The sequence below is a fragment of the Virgibacillus salexigens genome, from assembly GCF_000723585.1.
Classification (GTDB): Bacteria; Bacillota; Bacilli; order Bacillales; family Amphibacillaceae; genus Virgibacillus; species Virgibacillus salexigens.
Genome location: NZ_CCDP010000001.1, coordinates 2041210 through 2056458 on the forward strand (window position 1 = coordinate 2041210; position 15249 = coordinate 2056458).

The 15249-nt window shown below is 36.0% G+C and carries 14 protein-coding genes; 12 read left to right on the forward strand and 2 right to left on the reverse strand.

Annotated features, from left to right (window positions below; all coding sequences use genetic code 11):
• The first annotated feature begins 3 nt into the window (after nt 1-3).
• The 10 genes from folD (at nt 4) to spo0A (ending at nt 10290) form a co-directional block, all read left to right on the forward strand.
• Entirely contained in the window at nt 4-864 is an 861-nt protein-coding gene (folD, locus tag BN990_RS09585) for a bifunctional methylenetetrahydrofolate dehydrogenase/methenyltetrahydrofolate cyclohydrolase FolD (RefSeq protein WP_038243809.1), read from the forward strand.
• Entirely contained in the window at nt 854-2212 is a 1359-nt protein-coding gene (xseA, locus tag BN990_RS09590; RefSeq protein WP_038243812.1) for an exodeoxyribonuclease VII large subunit, read from the forward strand. The genes folD and xseA overlap by 11 nt, the downstream gene beginning before the upstream one ends.
• Nucleotides 2199-2432, forward strand: a complete 234-nt coding sequence (locus BN990_RS09595; RefSeq protein ID WP_021291162.1) for an exodeoxyribonuclease VII small subunit — start codon at nt 2199-2201, stop codon at nt 2430-2432. Before xseA ends, BN990_RS09595 begins: the two co-directional genes overlap by 14 nt.
• On the forward strand, nt 2432-3316 hold the full coding sequence (locus tag BN990_RS09600) for a polyprenyl synthetase family protein (RefSeq protein WP_021291163.1): 885 nt from the start codon (nt 2432-2434) through the stop codon (nt 3314-3316). Before BN990_RS09595 ends, BN990_RS09600 begins: the two co-directional genes overlap by 1 nt.
• 696 nt (nt 3317-4012) lie before the next feature.
• A complete protein-coding gene (locus BN990_RS09605) occupies nt 4013-4588 on the forward strand; it encodes a hypothetical protein (protein ID WP_021291164.1) in 576 nt (191 codons plus the stop codon).
• Nucleotides 4589-4605: 17 nt separating this feature from the next.
• Complete coding sequence (locus BN990_RS09610; RefSeq protein ID WP_021291165.1) at nt 4606-5436, forward strand: TlyA family RNA methyltransferase; 831 nt, start codon at nt 4606-4608, stop codon at nt 5434-5436.
• Nucleotides 5437-5467: 31 nt separating this feature from the next.
• Nucleotides 5468-5917, forward strand: a complete 450-nt coding sequence (gene ahrC / locus BN990_RS09615) for a transcriptional regulator AhrC/ArgR (RefSeq protein WP_021291166.1) — start codon at nt 5468-5470, stop codon at nt 5915-5917.
• A 22-nt stretch (nt 5918-5939) separates the two neighbouring features.
• Nucleotides 5940-7694, forward strand: coding sequence for a DNA repair protein RecN (recN, locus tag BN990_RS09620; RefSeq protein ID WP_021291167.1), 1755 nt, complete (start codon nt 5940-5942; stop codon nt 7692-7694).
• A gap of 232 nt (nt 7695-7926) precedes the next feature.
• Nucleotides 7927-9219, forward strand: coding sequence for a SpoIVB peptidase (gene spoIVB / locus BN990_RS09625; protein ID WP_021291168.1), 1293 nt, complete (start codon nt 7927-7929; stop codon nt 9217-9219).
• Between the two features lie 294 nt (nt 9220-9513).
• Entirely contained in the window at nt 9514-10290 is a 777-nt protein-coding gene (gene spo0A / locus BN990_RS09630) for a sporulation transcription factor Spo0A (protein ID WP_021291169.1), read from the forward strand.
• 35 nt (nt 10291-10325) lie between these two features.
• Here spo0A and BN990_RS09635 read toward each other — a convergent pair whose 3' ends face one another.
• Together BN990_RS09635 and BN990_RS09640 are read right to left on the reverse strand one after the other, a co-directional pair.
• Nucleotides 10326-11672: an aspartate kinase gene (locus BN990_RS09635; protein ID WP_021291170.1), complete on the reverse strand. Its 1347-nt coding sequence runs from the start codon at nt 11670-11672 to the stop codon at nt 10326-10328.
• A gap of 102 nt (nt 11673-11774) precedes the next feature.
• Entirely contained in the window at nt 11775-12014 is a 240-nt protein-coding gene (locus BN990_RS09640) for a DUF2627 domain-containing protein (protein WP_031335513.1), read from the reverse strand.
• A 133-nt stretch (nt 12015-12147) separates the two neighbouring features.
• Between BN990_RS09640 and BN990_RS09645 the strand changes: the two genes are divergently transcribed.
• The gene (locus tag BN990_RS09645; protein WP_021291172.1) at nt 12148-14208 is read left to right on the forward strand and encodes a sigma 54-interacting transcriptional regulator; all 2061 of its coding nucleotides are present in this window, start codon (nt 12148-12150) and stop codon (nt 14206-14208) included.
• Nucleotides 14209-14300: 92 nt separating this feature from the next.
• Nucleotides 14301-15248, forward strand: a complete 948-nt coding sequence (gene yqiS / locus BN990_RS09650) for a phosphate butyryltransferase (protein WP_074436653.1) — start codon at nt 14301-14303, stop codon at nt 15246-15248.
• Nucleotide 15249 lies beyond the last annotated feature (1 nt).

A 15249-nucleotide genomic window follows, 5' to 3' on the forward strand; every position in this document is an offset into this window, starting at 1 on the left:
ACGATGGCAGCAGAAATAATTAATGGAAAAGAATTAGCACAGCAACTCAGAACGGAAATGAAAGATGAGGTAGTGTCACTAAAGAACGATGGTATTCATCCACACTTGACCGTGGTTTTAGTCGGTGACAATCCTGCCTCAAAGTCCTATGTGAGAGGGAAGGAGAAAGCTTGCTTAGAAACAGGTATTTCTTCGGATTTAATTGAGTTACCTACGACCATAACGGAGGAGGAATTATTAAACCAAATTGATCAATTAAACGATGATCATTCCGTTCATGGAATACTTGTTCAACTCCCACTTCCAGAACATATTAACGAACAAAAAGTAATTGAAGCAATTCGTCCTGAAAAAGATGTTGATGGATTTCACCCGGTAAGTATTGGGAGAATGATGACTGGAATGGATACGTTTTTACCCTGCACCCCATATGGAATTCTAACGATGCTCCAATCTAAAGATATTGAAATAGAAGGTAAGCATGCTGTTATTGTAGGAAGAAGTAATATCGTTGGTAAGCCAGTTGGACAACTATTATTAAACAATCATGCAACTGTCACCTATTGTCATTCAAGAACACAAAACCTTAAACAGTATACGAATCAAGCGGATATCTTAATCGTAGCTGTCGGAAGAGCTAATGGAATTGATGCAAGCTACATAAAAGAAGGTGCTGCTGTAATTGATGTTGGGATTAATCGATTAAAAGATGGCTCATTAACGGGTGATGTGGACTTTGAAAGTGTTGCACAAAAAGCATCATACCTTACACCGGTGCCCAAAGGAGTAGGGCCCATGACGATAACGATGCTTTTAAAAAATACCATAAAAGCAGCAAAAGGAATCGAGAACAGTGAAGGATAAATATCTTACAGTAACTGCGCTTACGAAGTATATTAAGCGAAAAATAGATACAGATCCACATTTAAGTGAAGTATGGTTACGTGGGGAGATCTCTAATTTTAAGCATCATTCTCGAGGACATATGTATTTAACCCTAAAGGATGACCAAACACGAATACAAGCGGTTATGTTCGCTGGAAATAACAGAAGGCTTAAATTTACACCTGAAAATGGAATGAATGTCCTGATTAAAGGTGAAATTAGCGTATTTGAAGTATATGGGCAGTACCAATTATATATACAACAAATGGAACCTGATGGTATTGGAGCATTATATATAGCTTATGAACAATTAAAAGAGAAATTACAAAAACAAGGATATTTTGATGAACAATATAAGAAAACAATCCCTGTGTTACCCAAACATATAGGTGTGATAACATCACCAACTGGAGCTGCAGTTCGCGATATTATAACAACTATTAAACGCAGATATCCAATTGCCAAGGTTACTGTAATCCCTGTACTTGTACAAGGAACAACTGCACCTGCTTCCATAAAAGAAGCCATAGAGATTGCAAATGCCTCTTCAATATTTGACGTTTTAATATTAGGTAGAGGTGGAGGCTCTATTGAAGAATTGTGGAGTTTTAATGAAGAGATCGTAGCTGAAGCAATATATCACTCGACAATTCCAATTATTTCTGCAGTCGGTCACGAAACAGATGTAACGATTAGTGATTTTGTAGCAGATTTAAGAGCCCCTACTCCAACAGGTGCTGCTGAGTTAGCAGTACCATCGAAGCAGGAGTTAGTAGACAAACTTATAACAGTGAAACGGATGTTGGCTAAAGATCTAGATCAGCAAGTAAAGCAAAAAAGACAACAAGTAGCTAGTGTGAAGCAATCCTACGCTTTTCGTTATCCAGAGCAATTACTTAAACAGAAAGAACAAGAATTAGATACAAAAACAGATCAGCTATCCAAGGCGATTACAACGAAGTTGGCTGAACACCAACAAGTATATCATCATCTGCATATCCGATTATTAACTCAACAACCGGATAAACAAGTTCAACGATCAAGAGATCAGTTGAAACAATTGGTAAAGCAGCAACAATATCTGATGCAACAATCATTCGTTAAAAAAACCGATCAATTAGCGAATAAAATAGAAAAGTTAAGTTTATTAAATCCATTAGAAATAATGAAACGAGGCTTTTCTATTCCGTACTTACAAGAAGGAACCATCGTTAAATCGGTAAGGCAGGTAAAGAAGTCAGATGAACTTATTTTAAAACTAACAGATGGTCAAATTAATTGTCGGGTAGTAGACGTAAAGGAGGAACAGAACGATGGCCGAAAATGATGAACTTTCATTTGAAGAAGCAATGGAAAAATTAGAAGAAATTGTAGGGAAGTTAGAAACAGGCGATGTACCTATTGAAAAAGCGATTGACTATTATCAAGAAGGGATGAAGCTCTCTAAACTTTGTAATGATAAATTAACCAATGTAGAGGAAAAAATGACGAAAATAATGAATGAACAGGGTGACCTTGCCCCGTTTCAAATGCAGGAGGAAGAATAGTGGAATATAGTATCAAGGAGTATTTGGATAACCAAAAGCTTCTTATCGACAACCTGTTACATGATTGCATAGACAGATTAACGATTCCTGAACAATTAAAACAATCCATGATTTATTCCGTTAATGCTGGGGGTAAACGATTACGACCAATCTTATTACTTGCCAGTTTTAATGTGTATGGTAAAGATAACAGTATAGCAATGCCAGCAGCTGCTTCGTTAGAATTCGTTCATACATATTCGCTCATCCATGATGATCTGCCTGCTATGGATGATGATGATTATCGTCGTGGTCAACTAACAAATCATAAAGCATTTGATGAAGCTACTGCAATTTTGGCTGGCGACGCATTACTAACCTATAGTTTTGAAATAATAGCAAATGATCATCAATTAAATCATGAGCAAAAAACAATATTGCTACAGCTTCTTTCACAGACAAGTGGGCCAAAAGGTATGGTGGCCGGTCAAATCTTAGACATGAAAGCAGAAGATCATCCGGTTACACTAGAAGCGTTAGAACAAATTCACGCACTTAAAACTGGCGAACTTTTGCGATTTGCTGTTTATGCAGGCGCATACCTAGGCGGTGCAACTGAAAAAGAATTACAATCATTAACCGAATTTGCATACTATTTAGGATTAATTTTCCAAGTTCAAGATGATATATTAGACATTACTGGAGACGAAAATAAACTCGGCAAACCAGTTGGTAGTGATGAGATCAATCAAAAAAGCACCTTTCCTAAATTGCTTGGTTTGGAAGGAGCGATTGAGAAAAAGCAATGGTATATTGAGAAGGCAAAACGTTCGTTAGCTAACGCGAATGCAGCCGACTCTGTATTGATGGATCTGACCATCTATTTTAGTGAACGAGATCATTAATTTTGAATTAGAAATTATGATTAAGATATGCTATAATAAAGATAACTAAGGAATGGTGCAGTATTCTAGTCAGTTCTCCGTATCCTGAAGGCGGGCCTAAAAATCCGCCAAAGGGCACATCGATGAAGTTCCTTGTGTAGGCTTGAGGCGCCCAGCCTTGGGTCTATGCTGGGAGTTAAGGTTTTTGGGCGATCCACAAAGGCATGTGGGCGTTGACCCGATTACCGCGGAGGCCCATCTCTGTAGTATTTGCTAAGCCTAGTAATTATTATGGAATGGGGTATGAACCTGCAGATATGGTAAGGGACACCTAATATGCAGCGTAGCCTGCCTTGAGTGGTGCTTGAGGGGATTAGAGCTTTAAATGGCAAGTTAGATGGCCAATAATTTGCTTATTTACATTCTATGAAATCAACACTGCAAAAGAGGCTAGGGGACGGTAAAGAACTGTTGAGGAAATCTCCTAGACTGTTCTATATGACGTGTAAAAGGGATTATAGTGCGGACTAAGTGGCAATCCAGTCTAGCTATTGGTGACAAAGCTAAGATGAATTTAAAGGGGAACCGCCTTTCATGGTAACATGGGGTATTCATTTGGGAAAACCTACTGGACCTAAGCCGCAGTTTTTACCTTTTAAATGACCATTCCTATTACATAATGGAATAACACTAATTTATATATAATAGAGGTAAGAAATGAATCCACATGTAAAACGATCGATTAAATTTAGTTTAACTATTGCCGTTATCACTTTTGTGTTAGCGGCTATTTTTTCAATAATCTCTTCTTCGATTTTAAGTGGAGTTATTTGGATTATTGGTCTACTTATTGTTTTTATGATTGTATTTGTAGGGGTTGTATTTGATATGCTTGGTATAGCTTCTACTGCAGCAGATGAAGCACCATTTCATGCAATGGCAGCCGAGAAAATAGCGGGGGCGAAAGAGGCCGTAATAATTATAAGAAATGCCGATCGATTTGCCAGTTTCTGTAACGATGTAATTGGTGATATATCAGGAATTGTAAGTGGTACAGCTTCGGCAATTGTTGTTCTGCAAATGGCTAACTTGTTAGGGCACGGCGAAGGTTCGACCGTTCAAATAACGATTTCAGTTATCTTAACAAGTATTGTTGCAGCATTAACAGTTGGCGGAAAGGCTTTAGGTAAATTCTTTGCTATTAATGCCTCCACTAAAATTATTTTCTTTGCAGGGAAGGTAATCTCAATTATAGAAAGAAAGTTAAAAATAAAAGTACTACCTAAAAATTAGAAATAAGGGAAAAGACGATGAGTAAAAAACGATTAGATGTACTATTAGTAGAAAGAGAACTTGTTGAAACCCGTGAAAAGGCTAAGCGGATAGTCATGGCAGGCCTTGTTTTTTCTGAACATGAGCGCCTGGATAAGCCTGGGATGAAAATAGATGAGCATACCCCTCTAACTGTTAAAGGCAAGTTATATCCCTATGTTGGTAGAGGGGGGTTAAAATTAGAAAAAGCACTTGACGAATTCAATTTAACGATGGCAGATAAAGTTATGGTTGATGTTGGTTCATCTACGGGCGGGTTTACCGATTGTGCTTTACAAAATGGCGCTACATTATGTTATGCAATTGATGTCGGGTATAATCAATTGGATTGGAAATTGCGTAATGACCATCGAGTGGTCGTAATGGAACGAACGAATTTTCGATATGTAACCCCCGATATGCTGCATTTTGATAAACCTAATTTTGCTTCAATTGATGTCTCTTTTATTTCTCTTCGTCTAATATTGCCGGTATTAAAGCAACTACTTCAGGCTGATAGTGACGTTGTTGCACTAATTAAACCGCAATTTGAAGCTGGCAGAGAACAAGTAGGCAAGAAAGGGATTGTTCGGAATAAAGATATTCACGTACAAGTGATTAAACAAATCGTTGCTTTTGCCGAAGCAGAAGAGTACCAATTATTCGATATCACCTATTCTCCTATAACAGGTGGAGAAGGAAATATTGAGTTTCTAGCTCACTTTGGCTGGAAAAAACAATTTGAAGGAAAACGTATCACAGATGTAGAAATAGGCAAAGTAGTAAATAAAGCACATATAGACCTGCTTGATTCTAATAAAAAAGATTAAGAACGGATGTAAACTGAAATGGGGGCGCCCTATGAGTAAAGTTCAACGACATATTAAAATTCGAGCATTAATTACGGAAAATGAAATAGAGACTCAGGATGAGCTTGTCGATCATCTTAAAAACCTTGGGTACAAAATAACCCAAGCGACTGTCTCACGAGACATTAAAGAACTGCACCTAGTTAAAGTTCCAGCAAGCAATGGAAAGTATAAATACAGCTTACCTGCAGACCAACGCTTTAACCCATTGGACAAGCTTAAACGCTTAATTATGGATGCTTTTGTAAAAATCGAACATGCCAGCCATTTTATCGTTTTAAAAACGCTTCCTGGTAACGCTCATGCGGTTGGAGTTTTAATTGATAACTTAGATTGGGAAGAAATTATGGGGACGATTTGTGGTGATGATACCTGTTTAATCATTTGTAGAACAGAGGCTGATTCAGAATCGATTAAAGATCGTTTTATTCAAATGCTGTGATAAATGTGAGGTGAAGAGTCGCGTGTTAACAGAGTTATCCATCCAAGATTTTGCTATCATAGATAAAATCTCAATAACGTTTGATGAGGGTCTTACGGTATTGTCTGGTGAAACGGGAGCTGGAAAATCAATTATTATTGATGCTATACAATTACTTGCTGGTGGTAGAGGTTCTGTGGAATTTGTTAGGTATGGGGCAAAGAAAGCAGATATTCAAGGATTGTTTACAATAGATAATCCCAATCATCCCATATATGAAAAGAGTCAAGCATACGGAATAGAAATCCAAAATGACATTGTACTTCGAAGAACTATTACTGCTAATGGAAAAAGTATTTGTCGTGTCAATAGTAAATTGGTGACATTAGCTATTCTCAAAGAATTCGGAAAAACACTAATCGATATTCATAGCCAACATGAAACGCAATCATTAATGGATACAGATAATCATATCCATTTATTGGATTTATATGATCCAGAGCGTATTGGTCAAGCTAAAAAAGAATACAGCATTCTATATGAGCAGCTTTCAACTTTAAAGAAAAAGTATCGAAAATTGAGTGAAAATGAACAAGAAACAGCACAAAGGCTTGATTTACTTCAATTTCAAATGAATGAACTAGAGAATGCTAAATTAGAGCCTCATGAAGATGAAGTTCTAGCAGAAGAGCGGAATTCCTTAGCGAATTTCGAACGTATTCATGCTGCTCTGCAACATGCTTATAATGCTCTTTACGGAGAACAAAGAGGTCTTGAGTGGGTGAATAATGCACAAATGGCCTTACAAGATAATTCTAATATTGACCCATTTATTGCTGAAAAATCAGAGGAAATTGCTAATTATTATTTCGGTCTCGAAGAATTAACCCATGACATCGGACATCATATTGAAACATTAGCATTCGATTCTGAACGACTTAATGAGATCGAGTCTCGACTAGATGAAATAAACCGTTTAAAGAAAAAATATGGTGCTACCGTTGATGAGATCTTACAATATATGTCTCAAATTGAAGAAGAAATCGAAGAAATAAATAATAAAGATTCTCATTTATCAAAACTTGAAAATCAAATTAATGATAAGGCAAAAGATGCCTACCTTGAAGCGAAAGAATTACATGATTTACGTCAAAAAGCAGCAGATAGTTTAACCAAAGAAATCCATGAAGAATTAAAAGGCCTCTATCTTGAAAAAGCTACATTCTCTGTCTCTTTTTTGTTACAAGATAAAGATATAGGCGTAAAGCGAGATGACTATCAGGATATACGTCTTCATGAAAACGGTTTTGACCAAATCAATTTTATGATTTCAACGAATCCGGGTGAACCGATTAAGGAGTTGAGTAAAGTAGCATCTGGTGGTGAATTATCCAGAATCATGCTGGCTTTAAAGAAAATTTTTGCAAGGCATCAAGGTGTTACGAGTGTTATCTTTGATGAAGTTGATACTGGAGTCAGTGGAAGAGTTGCACAAGCAATCGCAGAAAAAATACATCATATATCACAACAATCCCAAGTATTGTGCATCACACATCTTCCTCAAGTAGCTGCAATGGCTGATACACATAAATTAATTGAAAAACAAGTGGATAATAACCATACTTCAACAAAAGTGATCGAGTTATCCGTTGATTATCAAGTAAATGAATTAGCAAGAATGATTACTGGAACAAAACTTACAGAGACAGCTATCGAGCATGGACGTGAGATGTTGGAAATGGCTGTTAACTTTAAATCAAAAAATAAGCATAATTATAAAGAAAAAGCCAGAAAATAAAATATCTGGCTTTTTTATTATATACTTCATTCCAACGTTAGTAATATCATACATGTATGCAACTGAACTTTCCCATTTTGCCGACATATACATAGAATACTGTCTTACTTTAAGGAAATGTTAGGTAGACTGCTTATGTTTCACCAGTTTAAAACGAACATGCTTCGGTCAAATTAGAAGTACAGAGAAACAAAAAAGGTGGTTTGGGTAAGGAACGAGGAGAGTGAAATAATTGGACGGAAAAAAATATAAATTACGATTCTGTATAGGATTAATACTCCTTTTAGCAGTGGTTACAATTCCTTTTTTAACCCCTATTCAAAAATATTTATCCATCCCAAATGATATTGTTACGGTTAATAGCCGGGCTCCGATTGACTTACCAACCTTGGGTGAAAATATAACAATTAATAGTTCGAACAAGACAGTACAAGCTGCAAAATCCAACGAATTTTATACGAAAGAATCGGGAAACAGCGAGCTTTTTTATGAATTTGCTGGACTGCCAATTAAGAAAGTAGACGTTAATGTTTTGGACGATATTAAAGTTGTACCTGGCGGTCAATCAATTGGAGTACAATTGCATACCAAAGGGGTCTTAGTTGTTGGCCATCATTTAGTTAATGCAAAAAACGGAAATACATCTCCTGGAGAAGAAGCAGATATTAAAGTAGGAGATGTAATTTTAGAGATAAATGGGAAAGAAATAAAAAAGATGAAAGATGTTAAGCCATTTGTTGAGGAGGCTGGAGAAGATAAAGAAGCTTTAGATATAAAATTAAAACGGGGCAAAGAGACAATTAATACGGAATTAAAACCTGCTTTAGACAATAACGAAGATGATTATAAAATTGGGTTATATATTAGGGATTCTGCCGCAGGTATTGGTACAATGACATTTTATGATCCGGAATCAAAAAAATACGGTGCATTAGGTCATGTGATTTCAGATATGGATACGAAAAAACCGATTGAAATTCATGATGGTTCCATTGTTCGTTCTTCAGTGACTTCCATTGAAAAAGGGAATAATGGAATTCCAGGAGAAAAACAAGCGAAATTTTCATCGGAACATGACAAAATTGGGAATATAACCAAAAATAGTCCGTTTGGTATTTTCGGTAAATTAAATAACGATATGGAAAATGGAAGAATGAAAAAACCAATGCCCATTGCACTTTCCCATGAAGTAGAAGAAGGGCCTGCCAAGATTTTAACCGTATTAGATGACGAAAAAGTTGAAGAATACGACGTAGAAGTGGTAAGTAGCGTACCACAGAAATTTCCTGCTACCAAAGGAATGGTAATTAAAATAACCGATAAAGAACTGCTCAATAAAACCGGCGGCATTGTACAAGGTATGAGTGGAAGCCCAATCATACAAAACGGTAAAATAATTGGTGCAGTGACTCATGTCTTTGTTAATGATCCAACTTCTGGATATGGTGTGCATATTGAATGGATGCTTCAAGATGCAGGAATTGACATTTATAAGGAACAGGAAGAAACAAATAAAGCTGGTTAATATCGAGACTTGTTTTGGAATCCATCCATTACAAGTCTCTCTTTTGTTAAATTTTATTTAAATTATTAGAAAACAATGCTTCTTTATGGTTAAATATGGTATAATTTAGTCAAATATTTTTCGACAAACCTGTCTATAATTATCGAATCATATCGTAATTTAGAGAATCTGAAAGCAAATTAAAGTAAATTTCAAAAAAACCAAAGTTTTTTAAATAAAAGAAGGATATTTGGGAGTTCTGTAGAATATGTAAAATAGTGATAAGTTTTGTATTACATAAAAGGAGGAGCTTTAGTGGAGAATATTTCAGTTTGTTTAGTTGATGACAATAGGGAATTAGTTCAATTAATGGAAGATTATTTCGAAGATCAGGGAGATATTGAAGTTATAGGCAAGGCATATAATGGTCGAGATTGTCTTGCAATGCTAGAAGAGTCTGAACCTGATGTGCTTGTTCTAGATATTATTATGCCGCATATCGATGGGCTTGCTGTTTTAAATGCAATTCGTTCATCAGAAGGTAAATCACCACATGTTATTATGCTTACAGCTTTTGGACAAGAAGAAGTCATGAAGAAGGCTGTCGATCTAGGCGCAGCTTACTTTATTCTCAAACCTTTTGATTTAGACAATTTAGCTGACCAAATTAGACAGGTACAAGGTCAGAGTGCAATTAGTACAGGAGTAACAAAGGTGAATCGGAAAGAAAAGAAAAAGCAGGATTTAGAAGCGAGCATTACTAATATTATTCATGAAATTGGTGTACCTGCTCATATAAAGGGATATATGTATTTAAGGGAAGCAATCACAATGGTTTTTAATGATATTGAATTATTAGGATCGATTACCAAAGTGCTCTATCCTGATATTGCTAAAAAATACAATACAACGGCATCCCGTGTCGAAAGGGCCATTCGACATGCTATTGAAGTAGCTTGGAGTCGTGGAAATATTGACTCTATATCTGCGTTGTTTGGCTATACGATAAGTATTACAAAAGCAAAACCGACCAATTCAGAATTCATTGCAATGGTTGCAGACCATTTACGTTTAGAACATAAAGCAAGTTAAAAAGAGCGGCATCTACAATAGATGCCGCTTACTTTCTATTCAAAAAAAGCATAATACAATGATTTTACAGCTTTATCTAGATCTTCTGCTTTAATACCAAACATCATAGACACCTCTGAGGATCCTTGGTTAATCATCTCGATATTGACATTTGCGTTTGATATCGCAGTTGTTGCCTTTTGGGCAACACCGATGGTTCTTACTAGACCTTCTCCTACAATCATAATCATCGCAAGATTGCGATGAATAGAGATAAGGTCAGGGTTTAATTCATTTTGTATTCTAGCCAAAATTCTTTTTTCTTTTTCGATGGGTAAACCATTTTCTCGCAGGATAACCGACATATCATCAATCCCAGATGGTGCATGCTCAAAAGAAATTCCTTCGTCTTCCAAGATATGAAATAGCCTTCTTCCGAAACCTACTTCACGGTTCATTAAATATTTACTGATGTAAATACTACAAAAGCCACTATCGCTAGCAATGCCAACGACACATTTTTCGCTTGGTTTTTTTTCAGATACAATATACGTGCCTGGTGCATCTGGATTATTCGTATTTTTTATACAAACAGGGATTTCTTCTTTGTATGCAGGAATTAGAGCTTCATCATGAAATACAGAAAAGCCAGCGTAGGATAATTCACGCATTTCTTTATAGGTTAATGTTGTTATTTCTTGCGGATTATCTACGAAGGTCGGGTTAACCGAATAAACAGAATCAACATCTGTGAAGTTCTCATACAGGCTCGCTTTTACTCCTGCTGCAACAATTGACCCTGTTATGTCAGAACCACCTCTAGAAAAGGTAATCAGTTTCTCTTCTTTGGTATAACCAAAGAAACCAGGGATAACCATAACTTCATCCGTATTTCTTAGTTCATATAATTTATCAAAACTCTCTGGCAAGATTTTTGCATTCCCTGGATTATTACTAACAATTATTCCGGCGACTTTAGGATTCATATAAGTTGCTTCTATTCCCGATAACGTAAGGTAAGCACTAAGAATTTTGGCCGAACTATCTTCACCGACTGCCTTTAATGCATCTAATTTTTCAAGAACTGTTGTATTTCTCTCTAGGATGGCATAGATCGTATTTTTTATATTTTCAAGAATTTCCCCCTCCAGGTTTAATTCTTCTACTATTTCATTAAAACGTTTCATAATCGGATATATGTATTCATCTATCGTTTCGTTCCGTTGATGCGCTTCTCCTAATTGAATAAGCATGTCTGTTATTTTTTCGTCATCCTTAAATCTTTTCCCTGGTGCGGATACTACTATGAATTTTCTTTGGGGATCAGTCTTAATTATATTTGCGACTTTTCTTATTTGTTCTGCACTTGCTACAGAGCTCCCCCCAAATTTTGCTACTTTCACGCTAAATTCCTCCCGATGATATTTTTAATTTAAATAATAACATAAATTCTGTTTTTTAGAAAAATAAAAAAAGGCCAAGCGGTACATATTACGACTAATTCGTTAGTTATTCTTCTTTATTTCTTCTCTGGTTCGTTGTCGCTTTCGGTCACGGTATATGATAAATCCACCAATAAAAGCAATTCCGGCAAGAAATAGAATCAAGCCAATAATAAACTGAATACTTGTGTGGAAAAATATCGGATAAAAGGAAGCGAATAAGGAGTCCCTCATTAACTTAATTCCGATAGCAGATATGATTCCAGGAATGAACAATAAAAGCGCTGCGATAATTCTCATTATGCTATTTCCCCTTATCTAGTGTCTCATTGTAGTATATCAAAACAATTCTAAAAAAGGAATGAAGTTACAATTTGCATTCAATTGCAGGCTATCGTATGATAATAGTATGCAAAATTATGCAAGGTGGGATGAGATGAAGCGAGTGCTTATTGTTGGCGCAGGTAAAGGTGGTAGCATACTTTTAAATATATTATATGCTACTGAAACCATGGAGATTGTAGCGGTAATTGATCCAAAAGATAATGCACCTGGTATTGAATTAGCAAAAAGATACAACATCCCTATTGATAATAGTTGGAAAAATTGGATAAATAAGGATATAGATATTGTTATAGAAGCTACAGGGAATGAAACTGTTCTTGATCATCTAATTGAATCAAGAAACCGGAAAACAGTCGTTATCCCTGGTAGTGTTGCTTATATTATTTCCGAATTGGTAGATGAGAAAGAAGCGCTTTTGGATAAAGTTAAACTACAAATGCGAAATCAGGAATTGATCTTAAACAATATTCGCGATGGTATGATTGTCGTAAATAATGAAGGTAGAGTAACTTTTGTTAATCACAGTGCGGAATCTATTGTCGGAAAGGCAAAACCGGAGTTCGAAGGTCAATCAATTGAACAAGTAATCACGAATACGAGATTACCACATGTGTTGCGAAATCGAAGGAAAGAGGTAAATCAAAAGCTTACTTTAGAGAATGGAAAGCAGGTTATTACGACTCGAATTCCAATTATTAGCGCTGATGACTTGCTGGTAGGTGCTTTCGCAGTATTTAAGGATATTACTGAGGTCGTGAAGTTAGCGGAAGAAAACACGGATTTAAAAGAAATCAAAACAATGCTGGAAGCAATTATTTACTCATCTGATGAAGCAATTAGTGTAGCAGATGAGAATGGGTTAGGAATCATGATAAATCCTGCGTATACTCGGATAACTGGTCTAGAAGAAGCAGATGTTATTGGAAAACCAGCAACTACTGATATTTCTGAAGGAGAAAGCATGCATTTGAAAGTTCTACAAACACGTCGCGGTGTACGAGGGGCCACGATGAAGGTAGGACCAAATAAAAAAGAGGTATATGTTAATGTTGCTCCTGTGATTGTGGATGGAAAAATGAAAGGGAGTGTAGGTGTACTTCATGATATTTCTGAAATACAAGCATTAACGAGTGAATTAAAACGGGCAAGACAAATTATTCGTAATTTGGAAGCAAAGTATACGTTTGATGACATTATTGGTAATTCTACGGAAATGAAATTAGCTCTTGAGCAAGCAAAGGTTGGTGCAAAAACACCAGCCACGGTACTTCTGAGAGGTGAATCAGGTACTGGAAAAGAATTGTTTGCACATGCCATACATAATGAAAGCGATCGTAAACATCATAAATTTATCCGAGTAAACTGTGCAGCTATCGCGGAATCCATTTTAGAGAGCGAGTTATTTGGTTATGAAGAGGGGGCTTTTTCAGGTGCTAAAGCTGGTGGAAAGAAGGGGCTCTTTGAGGAAGCAAATTTCGGCAGTATATTTCTGGATGAAATAGGCGAATTATCGTTAAATATGCAAGCTAAACTACTAAGAGTACTGCAAGAAAATGAAATAGTACGAGTTGGTGGAACCGAGCCTATTGCCATAAATGTAAGAATCATCACTGCAACAAATATCAATTTGGAAAAAGCGATAATGGCTAAAACGTTTAGAGAAGATTTATACTATCGTTTGAATCGATTGCCTATCTTTATTCCTACTTTACAGGAAAGATTGTCTGACTTACCTCTATTAGCTGATCATATTATATTGAAGATAAATCAAGATTATGGAAGAAATGTTCATTCTATTTCAAATGAAGTACTTGATGTTTTAAAACATTATCATTGGCCGGGGAACATTCGGGAATTAGAGAATATTCTTGGACGGGCAATGATTTATATGGATATGAACGAAGAAGTTATAAAACAGAAACATTTGCCAAATCTTTTAGGGAAATCGAATGAAAAAGAGATGGTACAAATGACAGAACAAAATAATTCCTTACAGACTGCTGTTGAGAACTATGAAAAACAATATATTAAGCGTATATACAAGAGCAATAATTATAATAAAACGAAGACTGCCAAAGATCTGAATATATCTATTCGAAGTTTGTATTATAAAATGGATAAATACGAAATTGAAAAAAATAGCATGCAATAATTTGCGATACCCGCAAAGATATGCAGGATAAACATTTAATAAATGAAGCGTTTTCAATAAGTTTATTTTGGCATGATTTTTGCATAGTAAGAATGGGAGCTAAGGAGGCCGATATGGGAACAATAAAAACATTAAACGAATTAAAAGATAAAACAAAGCAAGAAAGAAAACAAATGATTGCAATTGCGAATGCTGCTGATACAGGAATTCTTCAAGCAGTGAAAATGGCTCTTGAGGATGGTTTATGTCGATTTAAATTATTCGGAGATAAGAATAAAATGGAAAAGGATGCAGCTGAATTAGGGTTTGTCATGGATCAATGGCCATCCGAGGAACTCATAATCGAACACACAGAACAAATTGACGAAGCTGCAGTTGCTGCAGTTAGATCCGTTTCGAGTAAAGAAGCAGATATTCTCATGAAAGGCGATATCGCTACAAAGAATATTTTAAAAGCAGCATTAAATAAAGAATATGGCTTGCGAACAGGGAAAATCTTGTCTCATGTCGCACTGTTTGAAATCCCAAATCAAGAACGCTTGATTTTTCTTACAGATGCTGCAATGAATATTGCTCCTGATTTGCAGCAAAAAGCAGAAATAATAAACAATGCAGTTCAAATTGCACAAGGTATTGGTGTTGAAGTGCCTAAGGTTGCAGCAATAACGCCGGTAGAAGTTGTGAATCAAGCTATGCCTTCAACGATAGATGCAGCCGTACTTACACAAATGCAGCGAAGAAATCAAATAAAAGGATGTATCATTGATGGGCCACTAGCATTTGACAATGCTGTTTCAATAACAGCAGCAAACCAAAAAGGAATCGATTCAGAGGTAGCGGGTCATGCGGATATCTTACTTGCATCGTCTATTGAAGCGGGGAATGCCTTATATAAATCATTTGTTTATTATGCACAAGCAAAAGTTGCTGCAGTCATTAGCGGTGCTAAGGTACCAATCATTTTAACATCGAGGGCAGATACAGCTGAAAACAAACTGTATTCTATTTCATTAGCCCTTGTCTCATCGAAATCATTCTAGG

Excerpts from the sequence above, each read along its gene's own strand:
- BN990_RS09605 (WP_021291164.1), top strand. The coding sequence starts at position 4,013 with ATGAATCCACATGTAAAACGATCGATTAAATTTAGTTTAACTATTGCC.
- folD (WP_038243809.1), top strand. The coding sequence starts at position 4 with ATGGCAGCAGAAATAATTAATGGAAAAGAATTAGCACAGCAACTCAGA.
- BN990_RS09595 (WP_021291162.1), top strand. The coding sequence starts at position 2,199 with ATGGCCGAAAATGATGAACTTTCATTTGAAGAAGCAATGGAAAAATTA.
- BN990_RS09610 (WP_021291165.1), top strand. The coding sequence starts at position 4,606 with ATGAGTAAAAAACGATTAGATGTACTATTAGTAGAAAGAGAACTTGTT.
- ahrC (WP_021291166.1), top strand. The coding sequence starts at position 5,468 with ATGAGTAAAGTTCAACGACATATTAAAATTCGAGCATTAATTACGGAA.
- yqiS (WP_074436653.1), top strand. The coding sequence starts at position 14,301 with ATGGGAGCTAAGGAGGCCGATATGGGAACAATAAAAACATTAAACGAA.
- BN990_RS09645 (WP_021291172.1), top strand. The coding sequence starts at position 12,148 with ATGAAGCGAGTGCTTATTGTTGGCGCAGGTAAAGGTGGTAGCATACTT.